Annotated in this window: 25 protein-coding genes, 1 tRNA gene and 3 pseudogenes; 17 read left to right on the plus strand and 12 right to left on the minus strand. The window is 71.8% G+C overall.

The window, feature by feature from the left end; all coding sequences use genetic code 11:
- The first annotated feature begins 101 nt into the window (after positions 1-101).
- On the plus strand, positions 102-1,256 hold the full coding sequence (locus TU30_RS13025; RefSeq protein ID WP_042168890.1) for an aromatic acid exporter family protein: 1,155 nt from the start codon (positions 102-104) through the stop codon (positions 1,254-1,256).
- Between the two features lie 137 nt (positions 1,257-1,393).
- Positions 1,394-1,720, plus strand: a complete 327-nt coding sequence (locus tag TU30_RS13030; RefSeq protein ID WP_042168893.1) for a hypothetical protein — start codon at positions 1,394-1,396, stop codon at positions 1,718-1,720.
- Positions 1,721-1,775: 55 nt separating this feature from the next.
- Here the strand turns inward: TU30_RS13030 and TU30_RS36470 are convergent, their stop codons facing one another.
- Positions 1,776-2,243 carry a transposase gene (locus TU30_RS36470; RefSeq protein WP_052479788.1) on the minus strand — a complete coding sequence of 156 codons (468 nt, stop codon included), beginning with the start codon at positions 2,241-2,243 and terminating at the stop codon, positions 1,776-1,778.
- A gap of 42 nt (positions 2,244-2,285) precedes the next feature.
- Between TU30_RS36470 and TU30_RS13040 the strand changes: the two are divergent.
- A pseudogene (locus tag TU30_RS13040) lies at positions 2,286-3,092 on the plus strand (tyrosine-type recombinase/integrase); the annotation flags it as partial.
- Between the two features lie 558 nt (positions 3,093-3,650).
- Positions 3,651-3,836: a hypothetical protein gene (locus TU30_RS13045; RefSeq protein ID WP_042168896.1), complete on the plus strand. Its 186-nt coding sequence runs from the start codon at positions 3,651-3,653 to the stop codon at positions 3,834-3,836.
- Positions 3,837-3,916: 80 nt separating this feature from the next.
- Here TU30_RS13045 and TU30_RS13050 read toward each other — a convergent pair whose 3' ends face one another.
- From TU30_RS13050 to phoU, 3 genes are all read right to left on the minus strand, one after another.
- A complete protein-coding gene (locus TU30_RS13050; RefSeq protein ID WP_042168901.1) occupies positions 3,917-4,678 on the minus strand; it encodes a phosphoglyceromutase in 762 nt (253 codons plus the stop codon).
- 262 nt (positions 4,679-4,940) lie between these two features.
- Positions 4,941-5,114 carry a hypothetical protein gene (locus TU30_RS36475; RefSeq protein WP_176726112.1) on the minus strand — a complete coding sequence of 58 codons (174 nt, stop codon included), beginning with the start codon at positions 5,112-5,114 and terminating at the stop codon, positions 4,941-4,943.
- 168 nt (positions 5,115-5,282) lie between these two features.
- Entirely contained in the window at positions 5,283-5,981 is a 699-nt protein-coding gene (gene phoU / locus TU30_RS13055) for a phosphate signaling complex protein PhoU (protein WP_042168903.1), read from the minus strand.
- 268 nt (positions 5,982-6,249) lie between these two features.
- Between phoU and TU30_RS13060 the strand changes: the two genes are divergently transcribed.
- Both TU30_RS13060 and TU30_RS13065 read left to right on the plus strand, forming a co-directional pair.
- On the plus strand, positions 6,250-7,593 hold the full coding sequence (locus tag TU30_RS13060; protein WP_042168905.1) for a cell wall metabolism sensor histidine kinase WalK: 1,344 nt from the start codon (positions 6,250-6,252) through the stop codon (positions 7,591-7,593).
- Positions 7,590-8,270, plus strand: a complete 681-nt coding sequence (locus TU30_RS13065) for a response regulator transcription factor (protein WP_042168908.1) — start codon at positions 7,590-7,592, stop codon at positions 8,268-8,270. Before TU30_RS13060 ends, TU30_RS13065 begins: the two co-directional genes overlap by 4 nt.
- A 165-nt stretch (positions 8,271-8,435) precedes the next feature.
- On the opposite strand, the gene TU30_RS13070 is transcribed toward TU30_RS13065, so the two are convergent.
- A complete protein-coding gene (locus tag TU30_RS13070) occupies positions 8,436-9,128 on the minus strand; it encodes a hypothetical protein (protein ID WP_042168911.1) in 693 nt (230 codons plus the stop codon).
- An 811-nt stretch (positions 9,129-9,939) separates the two neighbouring features.
- Here TU30_RS13070 and TU30_RS13075 point away from each other — a divergent pair.
- The 6 genes from TU30_RS13075 (at position 9,940) to TU30_RS13100 (ending at position 16,968) form a co-directional block, all read left to right on the plus strand.
- On the plus strand, positions 9,940-10,422 hold the full coding sequence (locus TU30_RS13075; protein WP_042168913.1) for a CarD family transcriptional regulator: 483 nt from the start codon (positions 9,940-9,942) through the stop codon (positions 10,420-10,422).
- Between the two features lie 386 nt (positions 10,423-10,808).
- The gene (gene ispD / locus TU30_RS13080; RefSeq protein WP_042168915.1) at positions 10,809-11,585 is read left to right on the plus strand and encodes a 2-C-methyl-D-erythritol 4-phosphate cytidylyltransferase; all 777 of its coding nucleotides are present in this window, start codon (positions 10,809-10,811) and stop codon (positions 11,583-11,585) included.
- Positions 11,575-12,078, plus strand: coding sequence for a 2-C-methyl-D-erythritol 2,4-cyclodiphosphate synthase (gene ispF, locus TU30_RS13085; protein ID WP_042168919.1), 504 nt, complete (start codon positions 11,575-11,577; stop codon positions 12,076-12,078). The genes ispD and ispF overlap by 11 nt, the downstream gene beginning before the upstream one ends.
- A 450-nt stretch (positions 12,079-12,528) precedes the next feature.
- Complete coding sequence (gene cysS / locus TU30_RS13090) at positions 12,529-13,935, plus strand: cysteine--tRNA ligase (RefSeq protein WP_042168922.1); 1,407 nt, start codon at positions 12,529-12,531, stop codon at positions 13,933-13,935.
- A 183-nt stretch (positions 13,936-14,118) separates the two neighbouring features.
- The gene (gene rlmB, locus TU30_RS13095) at positions 14,119-15,060 is read left to right on the plus strand and encodes a 23S rRNA (guanosine(2251)-2'-O)-methyltransferase RlmB (RefSeq protein ID WP_042168924.1); all 942 of its coding nucleotides are present in this window, start codon (positions 14,119-14,121) and stop codon (positions 15,058-15,060) included.
- Positions 15,061-15,189: 129 nt separating this feature from the next.
- Complete coding sequence (locus TU30_RS13100; RefSeq protein WP_078878263.1) at positions 15,190-16,968, plus strand: DoxX family protein; 1,779 nt, start codon at positions 15,190-15,192, stop codon at positions 16,966-16,968.
- A gap of 104 nt (positions 16,969-17,072) precedes the next feature.
- On the opposite strand, the gene TU30_RS13105 is transcribed toward TU30_RS13100, so the two are convergent.
- The 4 genes and pseudogenes from TU30_RS13105 to TU30_RS13120 form a co-directional block, all read right to left on the minus strand.
- Positions 17,073-17,804: a nucleotidyltransferase family protein gene (locus TU30_RS13105; RefSeq protein ID WP_042168931.1), complete on the minus strand. Its 732-nt coding sequence runs from the start codon at positions 17,802-17,804 to the stop codon at positions 17,073-17,075.
- A gap of 248 nt (positions 17,805-18,052) precedes the next feature.
- Positions 18,053-18,523 carry a hypothetical protein gene (locus TU30_RS13110; RefSeq protein WP_042168933.1) on the minus strand — a complete coding sequence of 157 codons (471 nt, stop codon included), beginning with the start codon at positions 18,521-18,523 and terminating at the stop codon, positions 18,053-18,055.
- Positions 18,524-18,763: 240 nt separating this feature from the next.
- Positions 18,764-19,852 (minus strand): ABC transporter ATP-binding protein, encoded by a 1,089-nt coding sequence (locus tag TU30_RS13115; protein WP_042168935.1) that lies wholly within the window; start codon positions 19,850-19,852, stop codon positions 18,764-18,766.
- Between the two features lie 211 nt (positions 19,853-20,063).
- Positions 20,064-20,621, minus strand: a pseudogene (locus TU30_RS13120) (helix-turn-helix transcriptional regulator); the annotation flags it as partial.
- Between the two features lie 35 nt (positions 20,622-20,656).
- Here TU30_RS13120 and TU30_RS33995 point away from each other — a divergent pair.
- Together TU30_RS33995 and TU30_RS13125 are read left to right on the plus strand one after the other, a co-directional pair.
- A complete protein-coding gene (locus TU30_RS33995; RefSeq protein ID WP_370626648.1) occupies positions 20,657-20,734 on the plus strand; it encodes a hypothetical protein in 78 nt (25 codons plus the stop codon).
- A gap of 92 nt (positions 20,735-20,826) precedes the next feature.
- Positions 20,827-20,903: transfer RNA gene (locus TU30_RS13125), tRNA-Thr, on the plus strand.
- 129 nt (positions 20,904-21,032) lie between these two features.
- On the opposite strand, the pseudogene TU30_RS13130 reads toward TU30_RS13125, so the two are convergent.
- Positions 21,033-21,235: pseudogene (locus TU30_RS13130) on the minus strand (FAD-dependent oxidoreductase); the annotation flags it as partial.
- 168 nt (positions 21,236-21,403) lie between these two features.
- Between TU30_RS13130 and TU30_RS13135 the strand changes: the two are divergent.
- Positions 21,404-22,087, plus strand: a complete 684-nt coding sequence (locus tag TU30_RS13135; protein WP_078878279.1) for a pentapeptide repeat-containing protein — start codon at positions 21,404-21,406, stop codon at positions 22,085-22,087.
- A 43-nt stretch (positions 22,088-22,130) separates the two neighbouring features.
- Here TU30_RS13135 and TU30_RS13140 read toward each other — a convergent pair whose 3' ends face one another.
- Positions 22,131-22,631, minus strand: a complete 501-nt coding sequence (locus TU30_RS13140; RefSeq protein WP_042168942.1) for a hypothetical protein — start codon at positions 22,629-22,631, stop codon at positions 22,131-22,133.
- A 239-nt stretch (positions 22,632-22,870) separates the two neighbouring features.
- On the opposite strand from TU30_RS13140, the gene TU30_RS13145 reads away from it, so the two are divergent.
- Positions 22,871-24,268 (plus strand): M1 family metallopeptidase, encoded by a 1,398-nt coding sequence (locus TU30_RS13145; protein WP_370626649.1) that lies wholly within the window; start codon positions 22,871-22,873, stop codon positions 24,266-24,268.
- Positions 24,269-24,405: 137 nt separating this feature from the next.
- On the opposite strand, the gene TU30_RS13150 is transcribed toward TU30_RS13145, so the two are convergent.
- Positions 24,406-24,981, minus strand: a complete 576-nt coding sequence (locus TU30_RS13150; protein WP_042168946.1) for a TerD family protein — start codon at positions 24,979-24,981, stop codon at positions 24,406-24,408.
- Positions 24,982-25,126: 145 nt separating this feature from the next.
- On the opposite strand from TU30_RS13150, the gene arfB reads away from it, so the two are divergent.
- Complete coding sequence (arfB, locus tag TU30_RS13155) at positions 25,127-25,597, plus strand: alternative ribosome rescue aminoacyl-tRNA hydrolase ArfB (RefSeq protein ID WP_042168947.1); 471 nt, start codon at positions 25,127-25,129, stop codon at positions 25,595-25,597.
- Positions 25,598-25,686 lie beyond the last annotated feature (89 nt).

Here is a 25,686-nt window from a genome sequence, read left to right on the forward strand (position 1 = left end):
CCGGCTCACCGTCACCTATGCACGAGAACGAACGGAACGACCTTTTCGGACGTATCACCCGTGCGGGTGAGCCTCGTCCCTGGTGTGGCACTTGCTGTTCCATGGAGCGGACGCACAGGGTGAACAGGGCTGTCCGGCGCTGGTCCGGGACAGCCGTATCGGCGGTGCGGCGGGCCTGGGAGGGGCCGGGCCGCGAGCGGGATCTGGCGGTGCAGGCGGGCAAGGGGGCGCTGGCCGCCTGGGTGGCGTGGGCGGTGGTGGGCTGGTGGCTGGCGGCGCCGATGGCGTTCGTGGCGCCGTGGGTCGCGGTGGTGCTGGTGGAGTCGACGGTCTACCGGTCGCTCGCGCACGGCCTGCAGCAGCTCACGGCCATCACGGTCGGTACGGCGGTGGCGACCGCGGTGGCGCTGCTGCTGGACAGCACGATGGCCGCGATGGCCCTGGTCCTCCCGGCGGTCCTGCTCCTCGGGCAGTGGCAGCGCCTGGGAAACCAGGGCGTCTACGCCGCGACCGGTGCCCTGTTCGTGCTGACCGGTGGCCCCGTGACCGTCGCCGCGTCGGGCGCCCGCGTCCTGGAGGCGGTCTTCGGCGCGGCGGTCGGAGTGACGGTCAACGTGCTGATCCGCCCTCCGGTGTACCTGCGGGACGCGCGCTCCGCGCTGGAGGACGCGACCCGCGAGGCGCACGAGCTCCTGGGCGCGGTGGCCGACGGGCTGGCCACCGGTGAGTGGGACGCCCGTGCGGCGGGGGACTGGCATGTGCGGGCACTGCGTCTCGGCCGCCTGGTCGACCAGGCCAGGTCGGCGATCGGATGGAGCCGCGAAAGCATGCGGGTCAATCCACGCGGACGCCGTGAGCGGCCTTTCTCCCCGCCCGGCGAGGGGTACACGGACGCGGTCGACGTACTCGACTACGTCGCCGTCCACACCGCGGGTGTGACCAGGACGGTGTGGGAGACGGCGGACAGCGAGAAGGCGGCCCAGCCGGCCCCGGAGCTCACCCGTGCCTACGCGGACTTCCTCCGCCAGACAGCGCACGCCATCCGGCTGTACGGCCGGACCCGGTTCGGCCCGAGCGGCCACGACGACTCCGCCGAGGAGCAGCTGCACGAGGCGGTCGAGGAACTTCACCGCACCCTGCGTGTGTTCCGCCAACGGCTGCCGGGGGCGGTGTCCGACGACCCGGCCGCGCTCGTGACCTACGGAACCCTGCTGGCCCAGGCACACCGCCTGGCCGACCAGCTCGTACAGGACTGACACCCGCGGCCGCGTGTTCGTGCGGGCCGTCGAGGGGAACCCACTCACCCCAAAGCCCCGGCCCCGACACCAGCCGGGCGGGGTCGCGAAACCGCGAAACCGCGAGCCAGCGACGGCGCGAGACAGGGAGAAGCACCATGCCGGCCGGATCCAACGCCAAGCGCGAACGTCAGTACGAGCACATCAAGGAGAGCGCCGAGGACCGCGGCGAGTCGGCGAAGCGGGCCGAGGAGATCGCGGCCCGGACGGTCAACAAGGAGCGGGCCAGGTCGGGCGAGTCCAGGACCGCGAGCAAAGCCTCCATGCGGGACCCGAAGTCGGCCTACGAGCGCGGCGGACAGCGCTCGCACAGCGGCGCGGAAGGGCCGACCAAGGACCAGCTGTACGAGGAGGCCAGGAAGCGCAACATCCACGGCCGCTCCTCGATGACCAAGACACAGCTGAAGAACGCCCTCGGCCGCTGACGCGAGCGGGCCCGCCCCGCCCACGACCGGCGGGGCGGGCCCCGCCCGCAGACGTTCATGCCGCAGCGGCGAGGAGGGAACCCCGGCCGGGGGCCGGCGGCGGTCCCCACGGTCGGTGCGTGTCCGTGCGGCGTCGAAGAGGCGGGGGGAACGGTCGTGCGCGCCCCCTGAGGACCGCATCCCTGAGGAGTGCACTCCTCAGGGATGCGACCGGCCGGTCCTGCCGGCGCGGTTCGGCGGTGACGCGCGGGACGCCGCAGTTCCGCCGGGAGGCGAGATGGATCACCGTGATCTCGTGCGCCAGGGCCTCATCGGCCCGCCGCCGCGCTTCGCGGGCCTCGGCCCCAGCCACCCACGCGTAGTACGTCGACCGCGCGGTCTTCATCACCTTGCACAGCAGCGCGACCGGGTTGATGCCGAGCTCCTCGGTGACTTCGCCGGCCGACCTCCCGGTCTCGACCACGATGCGCACCGCGCCCTCACGGAACTCGGCGTCGTACGGCGGCTTCCTCTTGGACCCCATGAATCCCGACTTCCCCTGCAATCACGGGCTCCACGCTACGAGGGGATGGTCACCCGGACGATCTACTCCAACGTGCGCGCGGCGCTCAGCGCGGCAGTGGACGACGGCCACCTTCCTCGCAACCCGTGTGCTGCCCGGTCCGTCCGGCCGCCGACCGTCGACAACAAGCGCGTCGTGCCCTGGACGCCCGAGCAGGTCTTCGCCGTCCGGGCCGCCATGCCCGAGCGCTACCAAGCCATGGTCGACCTGGGTGGCGGCTGCGGGCTCCGCCAGGGCGAGATCCTCGGCGTGGCCGTCGACGCGATCGACTTCGAGTCGGACACGTTGCACGTGGTCCAGCAACTCAAGCTGAGCCGAAGCAAGGCCGTCTTCGCCCCGCCCAAGGGTGGCAAGCTCCGGGACGTGCCGCTTCCTGGGCCGGTCGCTGATGCCCTGCGGGCCCACATGAAGTGGTTCCCGCCGGTCGACATCACCTTGCCGTGGAAGGTCGCCGATGGTCCTCCGGTGACCAAACGGCTCATCTTCACCGGGCCGCGCGGCGGGCACGTCTGGCGTACGTCGCTCAACGAGGAGGCGTGGAAACCGGCGCTGGCTGCGGCCGGTGTCATCCCCGTGCCCGAGCGGGGACGGCCATACGCCGAGTCCCGTGAGAACGGCATGCACGCGCTCCGCCACTTCTACGCCTCGGTGCTCCTGGACGCGGGGGAGAACGTAAAGGCGCTCGCCGAGTACCTCGGCCACTCGGACCCAGGCCTGACGCTACGTGTATATGCGCATCTTATGCCGTCGAGCCAGGAGCGGACCCGGAAAGCCGTAGCTGCAGCGTTCTCGAGTAAGCGCACTCGATAAGAGTCCTGTAGCAACCCATGTCGTAGATGCAGAAGTGATAGTTAAACGCAGACCGGCGTACGCAAATAAGGAGGCCAAATAATGGCGACTGAATAGCTTCATCAATAGGTAACGGATTAGGGCGAAGAAATAGTTAACGGACTCAAGGGTCCCTGACCTGGATGCATCGAGGCCAACCCTCGCCCCTCGCCGGGGCTGCAACACGCAGGAAAGATCGCTGATGGAGCATCAAGGGTCCTCTGCCGGGCTATGCCTGACCGCGACGCGGTCAGGCATAGCCCGGCAGAGGACCCTTTCTTCACGGGAGTCGGGTGCGTTGGTTCCGCTGTCGCGGAATGCCTTGCGGTCGACATGGACCCCCGTGTATGCGGCGCTTCTGGGGGAAGTCGCGCACCCCTCAGAAGGGGAATTCACTGGTCCGTACGTACGCGCAAAAGGCGATTTGTGTCGAGGTGGTTTTTCTCAATAGGGTGCGCATGCATTTAGAGGGCCGCTCCCGGCCAGGGGGGGGCGGCCCATCCCATCGATGCGTTTCGCCAGCACACAACAGGAGCAATCATGCTCGCACGTCCGCTTCTCACCATCACCATCGCCCCGAACCCGGCCTCGCTGCCGCTGCTCGGCAGTCTCGTGGCCTCGCTGCCCCTTTGGGCACCCGTACCGGAGACCGCCGCTTGGGCCACGGGCTTCCTGGTCGCGTTCCGGGTGCGTGCCCGACTGACGCGCCGCACCACCCGCGTCTGACGGCCCAGAGACGGCCCGGGCACGGAAGTAGGCCCCCTATCCGCGGGAAAGTCGCAGGTGGGGGGCCTGGGAACTGAAGATTACTTCTTCTTGCCCTGGTTCTTGACCGCCTCGATGGCCGCCGCTGCCGCGTCCGGGTCGAGGTAGGTGCCGCCAGGGTTGAGCGGCTTGAAGTCGGCGTCGAGTTCGTAGGACAGGGGGATGCCCGTCGGGATGTTCAGGCCCGCGATGTCGGCGTCGGAGACGCCGTCGAGGTGCTTGACCAGGGCGCGCAGGCTGTTGCCGTGGGCGGCGACCAGGACCGTGCGGCCGGTCAGGAGGTCGGGGACGATGCTGTCGAACCAGTACGGCAGCATGCGGACGACGACGTCCTTCAGGCACTCCGTGCGCGGGCGCAGCTCCGGCGGGAGGGTGGCGTAGCGCGGGTCGTCGAACTGGGAGTACTCGGCGTCGGTGTCCAGCGGGGGCGGCGGGGTGTCGTAGGAGCGGCGCCACAGCATGAACTGCTCCTCGCCGAACTCCGCGAGGGTCTGCGCCTTGTCCTTGCCCTGGAGGGCGCCGTAGTGGCGCTCGTTGAGGCGCCAGCTGCGGTTCACCGGGATCCACAGGCGGTCGGCGGACTCCAGCGCCAGCTGGGCGGTGCGGATGGCACGCTTCTGGAGCGACGTGTGGAGTACGTCGGGCAGCAGGCCGGCGTCCTTCAGCAGCTCACCGCCGCGGACCGCCTCCTTCTCGCCCTTCTCGGTGAGGTTGACGTCCACCCAGCCGGTGAACAGGTTCTTCGCGTTCCACTCGCTCTCGCCGTGGCGGAGGAGGATCAGCTTGTACGGTGCGTCGGCCATGGGTCCGAGCGTAATCGAAGCCCCGGGTGGGCCGTCGCCCCCGTCCGGTGGGTGAATGGTGGGCCGACGGGTTGACGGGGTTCGTCAAGCCGGGGCGGTCGGCGGCCGGCGCCCTCCGAGTCCTGCCGGGGCCGGGATGCCGGGGGCCCCGTCGGCCGGACGACGACGGCAGTAGAAGGATGCCGTCGCCGTCCGGCCGCCGGGGCCCCCGGCGCGTGTGCATGTGAACAGCGCGAACAGTGCGAACAGGGTGCGGGTGGGCTCAGCCGCACTGGCAGGGGCTGCCCGACTGGCAGCCGCAGCCGCAGCCCGAGCCGCAGCCGCACGCGGCGATCAGGGGCAGGCTCCTGATCTCGGCCGGCTGCTCGGTCTCGCGCTCCCGCGTGGGATCGGGCGTCGTTCCGGTGGAGCCGGGGGAGCCGGGAGAATCGGCCATGGGTCCCTCCTCGAGGACTGGTGCCTGTGCCCATTGGACGCCCGCTCCACCGGGCGCATCAACGGCGCATCAACGGCGCATTGGTACTCGCGCACGCCCCTGGCCGATTCCCGTCCTGCCCGTCCTGCCCGTGCCGTCCGTCCTGCCCGTGCCGCCCGTGCCGTCCGGTCAGGCGTCCTTCGCCGGTGCGGCCTGGATGTCGGGCTGGATGTCCGACTGGATCTCGTCCGCGTGCTCGCCGGTGACCAGGTAGACGACCCGCTTGGCGACCGAGACCGCGTGGTCGGCGTAGCGCTCGTAGTAGCGGCCCAGCAGCGTCACGTCCACGGCCGTCTCGATGCCGTGCTTCCAGCGGTCGTCCATCAGGTGCTGGAAGAGCGTGCGGTGCAGCAGGTCCATCTCGTCGTCGTCCTGCTCCAGCTGGAGCGCCAGGTCGACGTCCTTGGTGATGATCACCTCGGCCGCCTTGGCCATCAGGCGCTGGGCGAGCTGGCCCATCTCCAGGATGGTCGCGTGCAGGTCGCGCGGAACGGCACGCTCCGGGTACCGCAGCCGCGCGAGCTTCGCCACGTGCTGTGCCAGGTCGCCGGAGCGCTCCAGGTCGGCCGACATCCGCAGCGAGGTGACGACGATCCGCAGGTCGGTCGCCACCGGCTGCTGGCGCGCCAGCAGGGCTATGGCCAGGGCCTCCAGCTCGTGCTGGAGCTCGTCGACCTTCTGGTCGGCCTCGATCACGCTCTCGGCCAGCTTCAGATCGGCGTCGAGGATGGCCGTCGTGGCGCGCCCGATCGCCGACCCGACCAGTCGGGCCATCTCCACCAGACCGTCGCCGATCGAATCCAGTTCCTCGTGGTACGCGTCCCGCATCAGGGTTCCTCTCCTGCGTCCGAAGGGGTTTCGGGAGCCGGGGCTCCCGTGGGGTTTCGGGGCGTCTACCCCGCCGCGTGGCCGACAGCGCGAACCCCGCGCGACCGACGGTGCGAACTCCACGCTTTCACGTTCCGTCTCCTACGCGTCCGAATCCGGCCCCTCACATGAATCATCCCTGGCTCCAAGGTGAACTCTGGGCGACGAGTGTTCGAGCTTGTCCTCCTGTGGCTGTGGTCACCGGTCGGCGCATGCCTAACCTGGACACATGGACGTGAACGCGGCGGTCGCCGCAGTGGCGGCGATCGCCGGAGTGCTCACCGGTGTCATCGCCATGCTGGCGTTCCGCTTCAGCGAGCGCGAACAGCGGCGCCCCACACGTTCCTCGCTGCACACGGACCCGGTGCTGCCCCCCGGCGTGGACACGGTGCTGTCCGTACTGCGCTCCTCCGCCGTCGTCCTGGACGAGGCGGACGGCGTGGTCAAGGCCAGCTCCGCCGCGTACGCCCTCGGGCTGGTCCGCGGCGGCAGGCTCGCCGTGGATCCCATGCTGCAGATGGCCCGCGACACCCGGCGCGACGGCGAGATACGGCAGGTCGAACTGGACCTGCCCCGCCGCGGCACCGGACGCGGCGAGGCCCTCGCCGTCTCCGCGCGGGTGGCCCCCCTCGGCTCCCGGCTCGTCCTGCTGCTCGTGGAGGACCTCACCGAGGCCCGCCGCATAGAAGCGGTACGGCGCGACTTCGTCGCCAACGTCAGCCATGAGCTGAAGACTCCGGTCGGCGCGCTCTCCCTGCTCTCCGAAGCCGTCATGGACGCCTCCGACGACCCCCAGGCCGTCGAGCGCTTCGCCGGCCGCATGCAGGGCGAGGCCACCCGCCTCACCAACCTGGTGCAGGAACTCATCGACCTCTCCCGGGTCCAGAACGACGACCCGCTCGAGGACGCCGAACCCGTCCGGGTGGAAGACCTCGTCGCGGAGGCCGTCGACCGCTGCGGGCACGCGGCGGGCGCCAAACAGATCACCATGGCCTCGAACGTGTGGCTGCCCGAAGGCGCCGATCAGGGCGAGTCCGGGCGCACGGCGGAGTCGACCGCCACCGGTGACCTGCGGATCTGGGGCAACCGGGGCCAGCTCGCCGCCGCCCTCGGCAACCTCGTCGAGAACGCCGTCAACTACTCACCCGCCCGTACACGTGTCGGCATAGCGGCCCGCAGGGTCGGCCAGCCGGGCGGGGACATGATCGAGATCGCCGTGACCGACCAGGGCATCGGCATCTCGGAGAAGGAGAGGGAGCGCGTCTTCGAGCGCTTCTACCGTGTCGACCCGGCCCGCTCCCGTGCCACGGGCGGTACGGGTCTCGGCCTCGCGATCGTGAAACACGTGGCTGCCTCGCACGGCGGGGAAGTCACCGTGTGGAGCGCCGAAGGCCAGGGCTCCACCTTCACCCTGCGGCTTCCCGAGGCCCCCGCCCGCGACCGCACACCCCAGCCGTCCCACCAGGACGAACCCGAAGGTCTCAACGGCGAGGCCGGACGGGCCACCTCCTCCCCCCACTCCACCGATTCATCCGCGTACGAAACGCTTCCCTCCCCGGAGGTCCTTCCGTGACCCGAGTGCTCGTCGTCGAGGACGAGGAGTCCTTCTCCGACGCCCTGTCGTACATGCTCCGCAAGGAGGGTTTCGAGGTCGCCGTGGCGGCCACCGGGCCCGACGGCCTCGACGAGTTCGAGCGCAACGGCGCAGACCTCGTCCTCCTCGACCTGATGCTGCCCGGCCTGCCGGGCACCGAGGTGTGCCGTCAGCTGCGCGGCCGTTCCAACGTCCCCGTCATCATGGTGACCGCCAAGGACAGCGAGATCGACAAGGTGGTGGGCCTGGAGATAGGGGCCGACGACTACGTCACCAAGCCGTTCTCCTCGCGCGAGCTGGTCGCCCGTATCCGCGCCGTGCTGCGCCGCAGGGGCGAGCCCGAGGAGGTCGCCCCCGCCGCCCTGGAGGCCGGGCCCGTCCGCATGGACGTCGACCGGCACGTGGTCACCGTGAGCGGCACCAAGGTCGACCTGCCCCTGAAGGAGTTCGACCTGCTGGAGATGCTGCTGCGCAACGCCGGGCGCGTGCTGACCCGGATGCAGCTCATCGACCGGGTCTGGGGCGCCGACTACGTGGGCGACACCAAGACCCTCGACGTCCACGTCAAGCGGCTGCGCGCCAAGATCGAGCCGGACCCGGGCGCGCCGCGCTACCTGGTGACGGTCCGCGGGCTCGGCTACAAGTTCGAGCCGTAGCCGGGCCCCGGGTGCCGGGCCGCCGTCGTCCGGCACCCGGCACCCGGTCACTGCATACGACGGTGGGCGGGACCCCTGCGCAGGGGTCCCGCCCACCGTCGTATGCAGTGCGTGTCGAGTGTGCGCGGGTGCGCGTCCGTGCGCTGCTCCTGCTGCTGCCGCCGCTCAGTTTCCGGCCGGCTGGCTGGCCGAGGCGGCGTCGGTCGGGGTGCTCTCGGGGACGTCCGTCGAGTCGGTGGAGCCCTCGGTCTCCTCGTTGTCCTCGGCCCCGTCGGTTCCGTCCGGCGATTCCGCGGCCTCGCCGGTCCCTTCCGGCGACGGCTCGGCCGAGGCCTCCGGCGCGGTCGGGATGTCGCTCGGGCCCCAGTCGCTGAAGAAGCCCTCGGCCGGGTAGACGAACGCACGCAGGCTCACGTCACCGGTCTCGCTGAAGGTGAACGTGACCGGCTGCGCGTTGCCGTCCTGGACGGCCTCACGGCTGCTGGACAGCACGGCCGAGGCGTTGCCCGCGCCGCCGAGGATGAGCCGGCCGCCGGCCGGGACGGTCAGGCTGCCGCCCTCGGCGGGGGAGAGCTCGGCGGTCTTGCCGGTTCCGGGAAGGGTGACCGACTCCAGCGTCTGGTCCGTGCGGCCCTCGTTGAACAGGGTCGCGGCGACGACGGCCGGGCCCGTGGACTCGCGGTCCGGCTGGGTGACGACGACGGCGTTCTGGATCTTGATGACGCCGACGGTCGTCGCGGCGTTGTCCGGCTGGACCTGCAGGGTCTGGGCGTTGTTGCCGGCCGCGCACGCGGAGAGCGGGGCGATCGAGAAAGCGAGGGCGGCGGCGATGGCGCCGCGTCGAAGGCTGCTGCTCACGGCGGCGGCAACTCCTTGACTCGAGCGAGCGGTGGCGACCGGTCAGCCGCCCTGAGTGTCTGTCAGTCGCTGCCAGTGCGTGTCTGCCAGCGGCCTCAGGTTATCGAGCCGCTCCCGTACGCCCGCACCCGACCCTCCCTGCGGCGTCCAGTGTTCACCCCGGACCGCCCCGGAGCACCCCGGATGGCGCGCACGGGCGCCGCGGACGCCCTCGGCCCCGGGCAGTCCCCGGGCAGTCCCCGGGCGGGAGGCCCGGTGGGGATGAACGAGCGTGGTCCGCGGGCGATGTCCGCCGTGATGTCCGCGCGTGATGTCTGTCACTGACTCGGGTAAGTGACTCGCGGGTTACTTCGACCGGATGCCCCTCCGGCATTCACATAAGTGCGGCCCGGGCGTCCGCACCCTCGGTGCGGCGCGTATTCCGTGAAGGAATAGGGGGCCGGGCCGGAAAATGTGGCAGGCGGTCGGGAAATTGATCACCGGCGGCGCGTCCCCGGGCCGTGTGATCAATTGTGGATTCGACCGGAACCCGGCCGCTCGCACCGAACGGAGTAGCGAAACTCGAGCACTTGGAGCCGGACATATGGGGACGTATGGGTGTCGGTGGGAGGCTCGGGGTGCGTGTAACGTGCGCGTTTCGCTCGCCCCGGAGAGCCCCTCCGACCTGCGAATACCTGCTTCCGTTCGGCGGTCGAAGCACGTTCCCGATGCTGTTGTCAAGCCCCGAGAATGGCCCTGACCTGCGAAAACGTCATTCAGAACGCGCTGTATCCGTGTTACCCTTGATAGCCACGGAAGGGGTACCTGTCACATGACGTTCAAGGTTGGCGACACCGTGGTCTATCCCCATCACGGGGCCGCGCTGATCGAGGCTATCGAAACTCGCCAGATCAAAGGCGTGGACAAGACCTACTTGGTGCTGAAGGTCGCCCAGGGCGACCTGACGGTACGTGTGCCAGCGGACAATGCGGAGTTCGTCGGCGTGCGTGATGTGGTCGGTCAGGACGGGCTGGACCGGGTCTTCGAGGTGCTGCGCGCGCCGTACGCCGAGGAGCCCACGAACTGGTCCCGTCGCTACAAGGCAAATCTGGAGAAGCTCGCCTCGGGCGATGTCATCAAGGTCGCGGAAGTCGTGCGTGACCTGTGGCGTCGTGAGCGTGAGCGCGGACTCTCCGCCGGTGAGAAGCGGATGCTCGCCAAGGCGCGCCAGATTCTGGTCAGCGAGCTCGCCCTCGCGGAGAAGACCAACGAGGACAAGGCCGAAGCTCTCCTCGACGAGGTTCTCGCCTCCTGAGGCGACGAAGGCAGCAGGCAGGGCACGGACGGAGCTTCGTCGCCCGGTGCTCGGTCGCACACCGAAATCCCACGTGTGCTCCGAGGACCAGCACACCGAAATGCCGCGGTGCCCGATGACGTTGGTCAAGTCGCCGGGCGCTGCGGCATGTTCGTACCCGGACACCGTCCGTGTGCCGCACTGCCCGTACGCGCCGCACAGCCCGTACGCTTCGCACCCGCCGCGTTTCCCCGCGCCGTGCCGACTCCGGGCGGTCGGCCCGACTGGCCGACGTCACGGAAGGGGCTGGTCAGGGCGGTACGCCCGGCACTGCCCCCGCTCCAGGAGCAAGGGCTACGCCCAGGCCATACCCACCCGGCCCGAGCACACAAACCTGACAGGAACCGATGTCTGACGCTCCCCTCCCGCAGCCGCCGGCACAGCCCGTGTCCGGCCGTCCGACCGCCCGCACGGCGGCCGTGATCCCGGCCGCCGGCCGGGGCGTGCGCCTCGGGCCGGGCGCCCCCAAGGCGCTCCGCACCCTGGGCGGCACGCCCATGCTCATCCACGCGATCCGCGCGATGGCCGATTCCCGCGCCGTCTCCCTGGTCGTCGTCGTGGCCCCGCCCGAAGGCGCCGCGGAGGTCAGGACGCTGCTCGACGCGCACGCGCTGCCCGACCGCACCGACTTCGTCGTCGTCCCCGGCGGCCGGACCCGTCAGGAGTCCGTGAAACTCGGCCTCGATGCGCTGCCGCCCGGCTTCGACATCGTCCTGGTGCACGACGCGGCCCGCCCGCTGGTCCCGGTCGACACCGTGGACGCCGTCGTCGAGGCCGTCCGCGACGGCGCCCCTGCCGTGGTCCCGGCACTGCCGCTCGCCGACACCGTCAAGCAGGTCGAGCCCGCCGCCGTCCCCGGCGAACCGGAGCCCGTGGTCGCCACCCCCGACCGGTCCCTGCTGCGCGCCGTGCAGACCCCGCAGGGCTTCGACCGGGCCGCGCTGGTGCGCGCGCACGAGACGGTGACCGACAACGTCACCGACGACGCGAGCATGGTCGAGCAGCTGGGCCTGACCGTCGTCACCGTGCCCGGCCACGAGGAGGCGTTCAAGGTCACCCGCCCCCTCGACCTCGTCCTCGCCGAGGCGGTCCTCGCCCGCAGGAGGCTCAACGATGGCTTCTGAGCCGCAGCTCGTCCTCCCGCAGGTCGGCATCGGGACCGACATCCACGCCTTCGAGGACGGCCGGGAGCTGTGGTGCGCCGGCCTGAAGTGGGAGGACCAGGGGCCCGGACTCGCCGGGCACTCCGACGCCGACGTCGTGGCGCACGCCGCCTGCAACGCCCTGTTCTCCGCCGCCGGCCTCGGCGACCTGGGACAGCACTTCGGCACCGGACGGCCCGAGTGGTCCGGCGCCTCCGGCGTGACCCTGCTGACCGAGGCCGCGCGGATCGTCCGGACGGCCGGCTTCCGGATCGGCAACGTGGCGGTGCAGGTCGTCGGCGACCGACCCAAGATCGGCAGGCGCCGGGACGAGGCCCAGAAGATCCTCTCCGAGGCGGCCGGGGCACCCGTGTCGGTCTCCGGCGCCACCACCGACGGGCTCGGCTTCCCGGGCCGCGGCGAAGGACTGATGGCCGTCGCCACCGCCCTCGTCGTCCGGACCGACCGAGACTGACCGCCCTCCGCGCGGGACAGGATCGCCGACCGCTCGGACCGGGGGACCGTCGCCCGCGTCGACCGGGGCGGTCGCCTGTGCGGACGGACCTGTGCTGTCCGCGCGGACCGGGGCGGTCGCGTGTGCGGACCGGGACGGTCGTCCGCGTGAATCGGGGCCGTTGTTCGTGCGGATCGTGTGCGTCGTCCGTGCGGAACGGGGCGGTCGCGTGTGCGGACGGACCTGTGCTGTCCGCGCGGACCGGGACGGTCGCGTGTGCGGACCGGGACTGCCGTCCGGGTCGACCGGAGCGGTCGCCCGTGTGGGCCGGGGTGGCCGTCGGGCGGGCCCGGATCGTCGTCCGCGTCGACCGGGGCGGTCGCCCGTGCGGATCCGGACCGGCCGAAACGCCGGGCGGGCCCAGCGGGAAAGGGGCGTGAGGCACCGCCCCGGGCCGATTACCCTGGAGGGGTGACTATTCGCCTGTACGACACCAGCGCCCGGCAGATTCGTGACTTCACCCCGCTCCGGCCGGGTTGTGTCTCGATCTACCTGTGTGGTGCCACCGTGCAGGCAGCACCTCACATCGGGCACATCCGCTCAGGGCTGAACTTCGACATCATGCGCCGCTGGTTCGAGTACCGCGGCCTGCGGACGACGTTCATCCGCAACGTCACGGACATCGACGACAAGATCATCGCGAAGTCCGCGGAGCAGGACCGCCCCTGGTGGTCCATCGGCTACGAGAACGAGCGTGCCTTCACCGATGGCTACCAGGCCCTCGGCTGCCTCCCCCCGACCTACGAGCCGCGCGCCACCGGCCACATCCCTGAGATGGTCGAGATGATGCGCGGCCTCATCGAGCGCGGCCACGCCTACGACGCCGACGGCAACGTCTACTTCGCCGTCACCTCGTTCCCCGAGTACCTGGGGCTGTCCAACCAGGAGCTCGACAACCTTCTCCAGCCGTCGGGCGAGGGCGAGACCGGCAAGCGCGACCCGCGCGACTTCGCCATGTGGAAGGCGGCCAAGCCCGGCGAGCCGAGCTGGGAGTCGCCGTGGGGCCGCGGGCGTCCCGGCTGGCACCTCGAGTGCTCGGCGATGGCGCACAAGTACCTGGGCACCGCCTTCGACATCCACGGCGGCGGCCTCGACCTGGTCTTCCCGCACCACGAGAACGAGATCGCCCAGGCCAAGGCCTACGGCGACGAGTTCGCCCGGTACTGGGTGCACAACGCCTGGGTCACCATGAGCGGCGAGAAGATGTCGAAGTCGCTCGGCAACTCGGTGCTCGTCAGCGAGATGGTCAAGCGCTGGCGGCCCATCGTGCTCCGCTACTACCTCGGCACCCCGCACTACCGCTCGATGATCGAGTACAGCGAGGAGGCCCTGCGCGAGGCGGAGTCCGCGTTCGCGCGGATCGAGGGCTTCATCCAGCGGGTCGGTGAGCTGACCGGCACCGCGGGCGCCGTGGAGCCGGCCGCCGAGGTGCCGCTCGCCTTCGCCGAGGCCATGGACGACGACCTCGGCGTGCCGCAGGCCCTGGCGGTGCTCCACACCACCGTCCGGCAGGGCAACAGCGCGCTGGCCACCGACGACAAGGAAGCGGCCGTTGCCCGTCTCGCCGAGGTGCGCGCCATGCTCGCCGTCCTCGGCCTGGACCCCCTCGACGCGCACTGGGCCGGCGGCGCCGACCGCGGCGACGATCTGCACGGCGTCGTCGACACCCTCGTCCGCATGGTCCTCGACCAGCGCGAGGCCGCCCGCGCCCGCAAGGACTGGCCCACCGCGGACGCCATCCGCGACCAGCTCGGCCAGTCCGGACTGGTCATCGAGGACAGTCCGCAGGGACCACGCTGGAGCCTCGGCCCGCGCTGACGCGGACACCCGGCCGCAGCACGGCCGCGGCCCAGCCGCAAGATCGAGTGTGCCGTCCGGGCCTCCGGGCGGCACACTGCATAGACGTAACACCGACACACCGGCACACCGACGCGACACACGCGACACCGACGTGGGTACACAGACCGTACGCACGCACGACTTCATGGAGACGGGTACATCATGGCCGCGAACAACCGCCGCATGTCCGGCAAGAAGGGCGCGCAGGTCGGCAGTGGCGGCCAGCGGCGCCGGGGCCTGGAGGGCAAGGGGCCCACGCCCCCCGCCGAGATGCGCAAGGGACACGCCAAGCAGCGCATCGCCCAGGCGAAGACCCGCCGGGCCGTCGGACGCGCCCCGCAGCGGCGCGGCGGCGGACGCTCGACCTCCGAACTCGTCGTCGGACGCAACCCCGTCGTGGAGGCGCTGCGCGAGGGCGTGCCCGCCTCCACGCTGTACGTCCAGCAGTTCATCGACAACGACGAGCGGGTGCGCGAGGCGCTCCAGCTCACGGCCGAGCGCGGCGGCATCAACCTCATGGAGGCCCCCCGCCCCGAACTCGACCGGATGACCAACGGCCTGAACCACCAGGGCCTGGTCCTCCAGGTCCCGCCCTACGAGTACGCGCACCCCGAGGACCTGGTCGCGGGCGCCCACGACGAGGGCCAAGACCCGCTGATCGTCGCCCTCGACGGCGTCACCGACCCGCGCAACCTCGGTGCCGTCGTCCGCTCCGTCTCCGCCTTCGGCGGCCACGGCGTCGTCGTCCCCGAGCGGCGCGCCGCAGGGATGACCGCCGGTGCCTGGAAGACGTCCGCCGGTGCCGCCGCCCGTACGCCCGTCGCGCGTGCCACCAACCTGACGCGGACCCTGGAGGCGTACAAGAAGGCGGGGATCGCGATCGTGGGGCTGGCCGCCGACGGAGAGGCCGAGATCGGCGAACTGGAGGCGCTGGCCGGTCCCGTCGTGATCGTCGTCGGCAGTGAGGGCAAGGGGCTGTCCCGACTCGTCGGCGAGACCTGCGACTTCCGGGTGCGGATCCCGATGCCGGGCGGCACCGAGTCCCTGAACGCCGGTGTGGCGGCGGGGGTCGTGCTGTACGAGGCGGCACGCCGCCGCGCCTGAACGGGTGTTCGGCGCCTTCACTCGTACGGGGTATTCCGCGTAGTCCGGACAGGTGGGGGGCATGCTTGACGCGGTCCGGACACATCCGGCGCGTCAAAGCAGTGTCCTAACGTCACGTCACTCGGTTAGATGAGTGTGGACACCAGAACACCCCGCACACCCACGGGGGACCGCTCGTCGGGTCTCGACGACGTTCCCGCGCTGAGCATGGTGAAGGTGCCGAGCGATCCGGCGCAGGTCATCGTCAATCACGCCAGCTTCCGCGTGCAGCTGGGGGTCTCGAGCCGACGCGTCCAGTCCCCGCGGATCGCACGGCACGTGATCGCGGCCGAGGACACGGCCCGCATCCCCGTCGTCACCACCGTGGGCGCCCCGGGCCGGACCCCGGCCCGGCGGCGCCCCGTCGTCTGGAGCGGCCGCTCGGCCCCCGACGACACCGGCGCGCACCGACTCCTCCAGGCCGTGCGGCACGAAGGCGTCCACCAAGGCGACCAGCCGCTCGCCGACGCCGGAGCCACCCAGGCCATCCCCCACGTCGGCGACGGTTACGGTGACGCCGAGGACCCGGCGGCCCGGACCCTCGAGACCCCCGTCGTCGGCCCCCAGCGCACCCACGGCGGCAGCCGGCAGCCCTTGCTGCCTCCCCTGCGCACCGTCGGCAGCGCCTACGAGGAACCGGCGTACGACGAACCGGCGTACGACGGCCGGGGCTACGGGGACCAGGGGTACGGCGGCCAGGGCTACGACGAGAACGGTTACGGCCACCAGGGGTACGGCGCACCGGACGACGAAGGCGACGCGTACGGGAACACCGGCGGCCACCGGACCGCCACCGACCCGGACACCGGCGACCGCCGCGCCAGGCGCCACGGCGACGACCCGGCCCGGCACGCCTACTACCCCGGCCGCCGGATGAACCTCGGGGTCGTCCTGCTCCCGCTGCGTCTCTTCCTCGGCTTCATCTCCATCTACGCCGGCATGGGCAAACTCTGCGACCCGCTCTACTTCGACGGCGGCGAGCGCGGCTCCATGGTGAAGTGGCTCACCACCCTGCACCCCTGGGACGCCGCCCAGCCGCTCCAGCAGTTCGCCCTCGAACACCCCGTCGGCGCCGGACTCGTCGTCGCCTTCCTCCAGGTGATCGTCGGCGTCCTCACCATCCTCGGCTGCTGGCAACGCGCCGGCGCCGTCATCGGGGCCCTGCTCTCCGCCGCGCTGCTGGTCACCGTCAGCTGGAAGAGCGTCCCCGCCTACGACACGCCCGACATCATCTACCTCGCCGCCTGGTCCCCGCTGATCATCGCCGGAGCTCCCGTCTACTCCGTCGACGGCCGCCTCGCCGCCTGCGCCTGGCGCCGCCTCGGACCCGGCTCCGCCCTCTGGGACCTGCGCCGCTACGTGCTGCGCCGCGGTGCCCTCGTCACCGTCGTCGTCTGCGGACTCACCCTGCTCGTCGGCTCGTTGCTCGGCGGTGCCGTGCGGGACGCCGACCGCGTGGTCGTCCCCGGCCCCGGAGAGGCCCCGCGCAACGAACTCCCCGGCTCCCCGCTCCCGGAGGAGCCCGGCGAGCGCCGGAAGGAGACCCCGTCCGCCTCCACCTCGCCCACCCGGGGTGCCACGTCCGGTGCCGACGGCGCCGATCCGTCCGCCGGTACCACCACCCCCGGCGAGACCAGCGACACCGGCGGCGGTGTCACCGGCGCGCCCAGCCAGACCCAGGGCACCACCGGTGAGGCCCCGCCCCAGCAGTCGTCCCCGGTGGAACAGGCCCCGAGCACCAGCTCCGGCCCTACCTCGGGCGGCACCACCACGGAAGGCGGCGACGGCGGCGTCCCGAGCGACGGCGGAGGGGGCCAGGGCCCGGCGCCCGAGGAGCCCGGCCGGCTCGTGGGCGGACTGCTGGGATAGGCCGTCGGGCCGCCGCACACGCCGGGACGGGCGCGGTCACCACGACGACGGGGTCCCGCACGCAGTGCGTGCGGGACCCCGTCGTCGTGCCGGAGGGCCGGGACTCAGCGGTTCTGGGAGGCCAGTTCCTTCGCCGCCTCCGTCAGGTCCTTCGCGGTGTCGATCGCCCGCCAGTAGGAGCCCTGCGGGATCGGGAACCCGGCCAGCCGGCGCTCCCGGGCCAGCCGTGGGAACGTGGTGCGCTCGTGGTCGCCGCGCTCCGGCAGCAGAGCGGCGAACCCGGGGGAGAAGACGTACACACCCGCGTTGATCTCGAACGTCGACGGCGGCGACTCGATGAAGTCGGTGATGTGACCGAACCCGTCGGTCTGCACCGCACCCCACGGAATGCGCGGGCGGGCCAGGGCGAGGGTCGCGACGGCGTCCCGCTCGGTGTGGAAGTCCGCCATGTCGCGCAGCGAGAAACGGGTCCAGATGTCGCCGTTCGTCGCGTACCAGGGCTTGTCCGGGTGCGGCAGCCGGGCCGCGGCATACCTCAGACCGCCGCCCCGGCCGAGCGGCTCCGTCTCGACGACGGTGGTGACGGAGAGCGGCAGGTCGGCGGAGTCCAGCCACTCCTGCAGCACCTCGGCGAGATGACCGCAGGAGACGACGACATCCGTCACCCCCTCCTCGGCGAGCCAGGAGAGCTGATGGCCGATGATCGGGGTCCCCGTACCGGGAATCTCGACCATCGGCTTGGGCCGGTCGTCGGTGTACGGGCGGAGCCGGGAGCCTTGGCCGCCGGCCAGGACGACGGCTTGAACGGGGCGCGACGCGGCACTCGGATGGGTCATGAGCGCACCCTACGCGGCGCCCGGAAGCCAGGACCGCGGGCCCCGGGGCCGACCGGGTCCGGCTCGGAGGGCGGCCGAGGGCCCGGCCGGGGACCCGGTTGAGAGTCGGCCGGAAGCCGGAAGCCGGAAGCCGGAAGCCGGAAGCCGGAAGCCGGAAGCCGGAAGCCGGAAGCCGGAAGCCGGAAGCCGGAAGCCGGAAGCCGGGCTGAGGTGCGGGCGTGGGGTGGGCCGTGGGCTCGGTCACGGGTTCAGCCGTGGGCGGTGAGCACCCCCGAGGCGAAGGAGGTGTCGCAGACCGGACGGGAGTAGGACTGGGCCCGGGTGGGGCCGTACACCCGGACCGCGGCCTTGCCGAGGGCGCGCGCGATCGACGTGCAGTGCCGCGCCAGCGACGGGCGGTCGTTCACCGCCTGCTGGAGGTGGGTGAGGGCGACGCCCGGGTTCTCCTCCTGCAACTCGACCAGGAGCGTGTCCCGCAGGACCTCGTGCGGGGCCCGCTCGGCGGCGCGCGAGGGCGCGCGGGACGAGGAGGCACCGGACACGGCGGTGTCGGCGGCGGCGAGGACCGGACTCGAAGGGCTCCCCGACCAGTTGACCCCGGCGACCGCGAGGGTCCCGGAGAACACCAGGACGACGGGCAGGACGAGGGCGAGGGTACGGCCGACACGGCGGGCGGGGCCCCGGCCGCGTCGCGTCTGAGGGGTAGTGGAGTGCTTCACGCGTGTGAGGGTAGCGTCAGGTGATGACGTGGAGACATTCAGTCACCGGTTCGGGTGACGTGGCGGGGGAGATCTCCGGGTGGCGCGTTGACGCTTGCTGCCCGAAATGGTGCGTATGTCGGGGCGTTTGCCGACCGGGAGGACGCAACGAAGAGGGCCCCGCAGCGTACTGCGGGGCCCTCTTCATCAACTCGGGTGAATTACCCGGGCCGTCGCGTTCCGAGGGCGACGACGCCCGGCTCAGTCGGACAGGCGCGCGCCGGACGACGTCGCGAACACGTGGCTCTCGCCGGGCCGCGGCACGACGTGCAGCGTGCTGCCCTTCTCCGGCACGTTGCGGCCGCCGACGCGGACGACGAGGTCCTTGGTCTCGTCGCCGACCTTGGCGGTGCCGTACACGAACGCGTCGGAGCCCAGCTCCTCCACCACGTTGACGGTGACCGCGAGACCCTGGTCGGACTCGGCGCCGGCCACGTCGAAGTGCTCGGGACGGACGCCGACGGTCACGGTCTTGTCGGTGGCGGCGGCCAGCGCGTCGCGGTCCACCGGGACCACCGAGTTGCCGAACTTCACGCCGCCGTCGGCGATCGGCACCTCGACGAGGTTCATCGCCGGGGAGCCGATGAAGCCGGCCACGAAGAGGTTGGCGGGCCTGTCGTACATGTTGCGCGGGGTGTCGACCTGCTGGAGCAGACCGTCCTTGAGGACCGCCACGCGGTCGCCCATGGTCAGGGCCTCGACCTGGTCGTGGGTGACGTAGACGGTGGTGATGCCCAGGCGGCGCTGCAGCGAGGCGATCTGCGTACGGGTGGACACACGGAGCTTGGCGTCCAGGTTGGACAGCGGCTCGTCCATGAGGAACACCTGCGGCTCACGCACGATCGCGCGGCCCATGGCGACACGCTGGCGCTGACCGCCGGAGAGCGCCTTCGGCTTGCGGTCCAGGTAATCCGTCAGGTCGAGGATCTTCGCGGCCTCCTCGACCTTCTGCCGGATCTCCGCCTTGTTGACGCCGGCGATCTTGAGCGCGAAGCCCATGTTGTCGGCGACCGTCATGTGCGGGTACAGGGCGTAGTTCTGGAACACCATGGCGATGTCCCGGTCCTTCGGCGGCAGGTGCGTGACGTCGCGCTCACCGATGCGGATGGCGCCGTCGTTCACGTCCTCGAGCCCCGCCAGCATGCGGAGCGAGGTGGACTTGCCGCAGCCGGACGGGCCGACGAGCACGAGGAACTCCCCGTCCTCGATGTCGATCTCCAGCGCGTCCACGGCGGGCTTGGTCGAACCGGGGTAGATCCGGGTCGCCTTGTCGAACGTGACAGTGGCCATGGTGATGGGCCCCCTTCTACCGGCAGGAACGTGCCGGACGATCCGAGTAGGAAGGTGGTGCCACGACGGGATGTTCCGTTGTGGTTCCGTGTGGTGCAGTCCACGAGGGTGGACTGGCACAGGACGGTACCTGGCGTTCACCTGTCTGTCAGTACCCGCGGCCCTGTGAACTTCGCGGAAACTTTCGGATGCCACCCGGCCGGGTCCGGGATCACCCGTCGGTCGCGTACCGCTTCGCCAGTACCGCCACGGCCTCGGCGACCGTCCGACGCAGCTCCGCCGGGCCGAGCACCTCCGCGGCGGTGCCGAGCCGGAGCAGATCGCCGGTCGCGACCGCCTCCGACTCGACGGACAGCCGCACCTCGACCCACCCCTCGCCGTCCGGCGGCCCCGAGTCCGCGAGCGCCCGTACGCCCGCCGCCCCGAACCGCATCGGCAGCAGCTTCTGCCCGCGCGGTGAGAGCCGCAGCCGGGCCGTGCCCTGCTGCAGGGCCGTCTCCAGCCGCCGGGCGGACTCCGCCCAGTACGCGGCGAGATCGAACCCGGCGGGACGGGTGAACAGGTCGCCCGTCTCCTCCACCGCCTGGAAACGCGACACCCGGTACGTGCGCACGGCGTCCTCCGCCAGCGCCACCAGATACCAGATGCCGCCCTTCAGCACGAGACCCAGCGGGCGCATCTCCCGGCGGACCTCGCCGCGCCGGCGCCGGTAACGGGCGCGCAGCACCCGCCGCTCCCACACCGCCCGCGCGACGGACTCCAGAAGAGGTCGTCGAGGGCTCGGGCACCGGGGAACTGGCCGGGCTGCGCGGCACCGGCGGGTTCACCTACCGGCACGGGGAGACGAAGGTGCCGTACACCTTCGCGTACGGGCTGGAGTGAGCGCGGCGGGGGCAGCGCTCAAAGTGCGTGGCCGGGCGAAACCGGCTCTGTGTACAGTGGACCCGCCCTCGCGCGCTCCGCGCGTGCGCGGCGCCTCCTTAGCTCAGATGGCCAGAGCAACGCACTTGTAATGCGTAGGTCGTCGGTTCGAATCCGACAGGGGGCTCCACTGAAACCCCAGGTCGGCACGCTCCGACCTGGGGTTTTCTGGTGTATGGGGTGCGGCGGTCACGTGGCGGCGGGGCCCGTTGTTCGATCTCGAGCCTGCTCGAGGTCGAGGTCGAGGTCGAGGTCGCGTCCGCCGGAGCCAGGAGCAGTGCGGGCCGCCGTTGTGGAGGGGGTGGGGCCCCCGTTGGTCCGGTAGGGGCCCTCGGCGGTGCGGGCGCGGCCGCCGAGGGTGTGGTGCGCTTCGTGGAGGGTGACTTGGGCGCCTGCCTCGGCGGCGGTGATGGCCGCGGTCAGGCCGGCGAAGCCGCCGCCGAGGACGGTGATGCGGTGCATGGCTGGGCTCTCCCTCGGTCGGGGGCGCGCCCGGCGGTGCCGGAGACGGTCCCGTCTCCGGCGGTGCCGGTCGCTGGCGACTACGACGGCCCAGGGCCCCAGGATGTGACAGGTTCGAGGTCTTCGCAGGTCAGGTCGATTGTCAGCGGGGGAGCGCAGGATGAGGGCATGGCGGGGCGAGCGGGGTCGGCGGGTGGTGCGGGGGTGAAGGGCGCGCGGCGGCCGGAGGTGCGGTTGCCGGTGCTGGAGCGGTACGAGGGGGGCGGGCTGGAGCCGGACGGGGACTACGACGGTCTGGAGTTCCGGGAGGTGGACCTCGCGGGGCAGGACGGTGCGGGGGCGCGGTTCATGGACTGCGCGCTGACGGGGTGCGTGCTGGACGGGACGCGGCTGTCCAGGGCCCGGGTGCTGGACTCGGTCCTCGCCGGTGTGCGGGGTGTGGGTACGGATCTCTCCGGGGCGACGCTGCGCGACGTCGAGCTGACGGACGCGCGTCTCGGCGGGACCCAGCTGCACGGGGCGGGGCTGGAGCGGGTGCTGGTCCGGGGCGGGAAGATCGACTTCCTGAATCTGCGGTCCGCGCGGCTCAGGGACGTCGTCTTCGAGAGCTGTGTCCTGGTCGAGCCGGACTTCGGCGGGGCGCGGCTGGAGCGGGTGGAGTTCGTGGACTGCGCGCTGAAGGGCGCCGATCTCGGCGGGGCCACCCTGACGGACGTCGATCTGCGCGGTGCCGCCCCGCTGGAGATCGCCCGGGGGGTGGACCGGCTGGCGGGGGCGGTGATCAGTACGGGGCAACTGCTGGATCTGGCGCCGGTGCTGGCGGGGGAGCTGGGGATCCGGGTGGAGGGGTGAGGGGGAGCGGGGCGAGGGGTGGAGGGGGGAAGGGCGCGGTGGGTTACTTCAGGCGGGGGTAGCGGGCCTGGAGGGTCCAGACGGCCGGGTTCTCGCCCAGGTCCTCGTGCAGGTCGGTCAGGTCGGCGAGCAGGTCGTGCAGGAAGTCGCGTGCCTCGCGGCGGAGTTCGGCGTGGGAGAAGGTCAGGGGCGGTTCGGCCGCCGGCCGCCACTCGGCCTCGATGTCCACCCAGCCGAAGCGGCGTTCGAAGAGCAGCCGGTCGGTGGATTCGGTGAAGTCCAGTTCCGCGTGCTGGGGGCGGGAGGCGCGGGAGCCCGCCGGGTCCCGGTCGACGCGTTCCACGATGTCGCACAGGGCCCAGGCGAAGTCGAGCACCGGCACCCATCCCCAGGCTGTGGACAGTTCCCGGTCCTCCTCGGTGTCGGCGAGGTAGACGTCACCGCAGAAGAGGTCGTGCCGCAGGGCGTGGACGTCCGCACGGCGGTAGTCGGTCTGCGGGGGGTCGGGGAAGCGGTTGGAGAGGGCGTAGCCGATGTCGAGCACGGAGGTGATGGTGTCACGGCGAGGGCGACGGGCGGACGGCGGAGGCGGAGGCGGCGGACGGTCCGGGGGAGGGGGCGGGCCCGGCGGCCGCGGGGCGGACGGGGTCGTTCCGTGGTGTGCGGCCGGTTCCTCCCTAGGATCGCGGGGTGCGCCCCCGCCTCCGCTCCCGTCCCCGTGGCCCTCGCCGTCCCCGCGGCCCTCGTCCGCCCGCCGTCGCCGTCGCCGTCGCCGCCGCCCTCGTGGTCGTGGCGGTGACGGCGGCCGGGTGCGCGGGCGGTGCGTCCGGCGGGCCCGGGGGCTCCGGTGGTCCGGGCAGCGCCGGCGTGGGCGACCCGTACTTCCCCGAGGCCGGCAACGGCGGGTACGACGTCTCCCACTACGCCCTCGACCTGGCCTACGACCCGGCCGCCCATCACCTCACCGGCACCGCGACGATCACCGCCCGCGCGACCGAGGACCTGACCGCGCTGAACCTGGACCTCGAAGGACTGGACGTCGAGCGGGTCACCGTCGACGGCACCGCCGCACGCTGGCGGCGCGCCGGTCAGGAGCTGACCGTGCGGCCGCCGAAGGTGCTGGAGGGGGGCCGGACGTTCCGGGTGACCGTCCGTTACTCCGGCGCCCCGGTGACCGTCACCGACCCGGACGGCTCCGAGGAGGGCTGGCTGCGCACCGCGGACGGGGCGGTGGCACTGGGCCAGCCGACGGGCTCGATGGCGTGGTTCCCCGGCAACCACCACCCCTCCGACAAGGCGACGTACACCGTCACGGCGACGGTGCCGAAGGGCCTGCGGGCGGTGTCCAACGGCGAGCCCGCGGGGGAACGGACGACGGGGGACCGGACCGCCTTCACGTGGCGTACCACCGAGCCGATGGCGAGCTACCTCGCCGTGCTCGCCGTCGGCCGGTACGAGGCCCGCCGCACCACGGCCCCCGGCGGCCTTCCCGTCCACACCTTCGTCGACCCGCGGCAGGCGGCGGCGAGCCGTGCGGTGCTGGCACGGATCCCGGACGTGGTGGAGTGGGCGGAGGGCTGGTTCGGCCCGTACCCGTTCTCCTCCGCGGGGGCGATCGTCGAGCGTCCCGAGGACGCCGGGTACGCCCTGGAGACCCAGAACCGGCCCCTGTTCCCCGGGGCGCCCGACACGGTGCTCCTGGTCCACGAACTGGCCCACCAGTGGTACGGCGACTCCGTCACACCGAGGACCTGGCGGGACATGTGGCTCAACGAGGGGTTCGCGGTCTACGCGGAATGGCTGTGGCGGGAGGACCACGGGGGCGGCACCGCTCAGGAGACCTTCGACGCGATGTACGCCGGGACGTACTTCCCCGACGCGGCGACGAACGAGGCGATCTGGTCGTTCCCGCCCGCACGGCCGCCCGACGCGGAGCACATCTCCGGGGTCCCCGTCTACCAGCGCGGCGCGATGGTCCTGCACAGGATCCGGCAGACGGTCGGCGACGACGCCTTCCGCGCCCTCCTGCGCGGCTGGGCGAAGGACCACCGCCACGGCACCGCGGACACCGGCGACTTCACGTCGTACGTGGAGAAGGCGGCCCCGGACGAGGACTTCGGCGGAATCTGGTCGGACTGGTTGTACGGGGAGGGGAAGCCGGCACGCCCCTTTGAGCCGTAGGCCGGACCATGGGGCACGCCCGCGCCCGTCCTCGCGACCGCGTAGACCCCGTGACCGCCCCCGTACCCATGCCGGAGCCCCCGGCCGCCGGGGAGGCGGGCCGGGGGCTCCGCAGCGCATGCGCGCGGCGTCGTCCGTCAGACGTTGACGCCGAAGTCCTGGGCGATGCCCGTCAGACCCGAGGCGTAGCCCTGGCCGACGGCGCGGAACTTCCACTCGGCGCCGTTGCGGTACAGCTCGCCGAAGACCATGGCGGTCTCGGTGGCCGCGTCCTCGGACAGGTCGTAGCGGGCGATCTCGGTGCCGCCGGCCTGGTTGAGGATGCGGATGTACGCGTTGCGCACCTGGCCGAAGTTCTGGCTGCGGTTCTCGGCGTCGTAGATCGAGACCGGGAAGACGATCTTGTCGACGTCCGCCGGGAGACCGGCCAGGTTGACGTTGATCTGCTCGTCGTCGCCCTCGCCCTCACCGGTGCGGTTGTCGCCGGTGTGGACGATGGTGCTGTCCGGGGTCTGCTTGTTGTTGAAGAAGACGAAGTGACCTTCCGAGTACACCTTGCTCTGCGGGTTGACCGCGATCGCGGAGGCGTCGAGGTCGAAGTCCGTGCCGGTGGTGGTGCGGACGTCCCAGCCGAGGCCCACGGTGACGGCGGTCAGGCCCGGAGCCTCCTTGGTGAGCGAGACGTTGCCACCCTTGGACAGGCTTACAGCCATTGTTGGGAGTCCCTTCCCTCGTGTACGTACGGCTACGAAGCTACAGCTACCTCCTTGAACGCGAGAGGAGCACGCGAGGTTCCAGGTGGCTTTACTTTCTTTACCCGGGATATTCGGGTGACGTGGACCGGTCGGGGGAGGGACGATGGACGGCATGTCCGGTCCCCGTCGGGGGTCTGGGGGGCGGTTCCCCAGAGCTCTCAGTATCCGCGGCTCCGTCCTCCTGCCCGAGGCCGAGCTCATGTGGCGTTTCTCGCGCTCGTCGGGGCCCGGCGGGCAGCACGTGAACACCACCGACTCGCAGGTCGAGCTGCGTTTCGACCTCGCCGCCACCCAGGCGCTGCCCGAGGTGTGGAAACAGCGGGTGCTGGAGCGGCTGGCGGAGCGGCTGTCCGACGGTGTCGTCACCGTCCGGGCCTCCGAGCACCGTTCCCAGTGGCGCAACCGGGAGACCGCCGCCGTGCGCCTCGCGGCGCTTCTCGCCGAGGCCACCGCGCCCCCGCCCCGGCCCCGCAGGCCGACCCGCATCCCGCGCGGCATCAACGAACGCCGGCTGCGGGAGAAGAAGCAGCGCTCGGAGACGAAGCGGGGGCGCTCCTCGCGGGACTGGGGGTGACCGGCGCGGGGCGGAGCGCCTCGCTTTCCGCCGGGCCGGGAGACGTAGCACTGCTCTTGCCGCCCCGGGCGCGGATCCGGTCGGCGACC

Origin of the sequence: Streptomyces sp. NBRC 110035 (assembly GCF_000829695.1) — a bacterium.
Classification (GTDB): Bacteria; Actinomycetota; Actinomycetes; order Streptomycetales; family Streptomycetaceae; genus Streptomyces.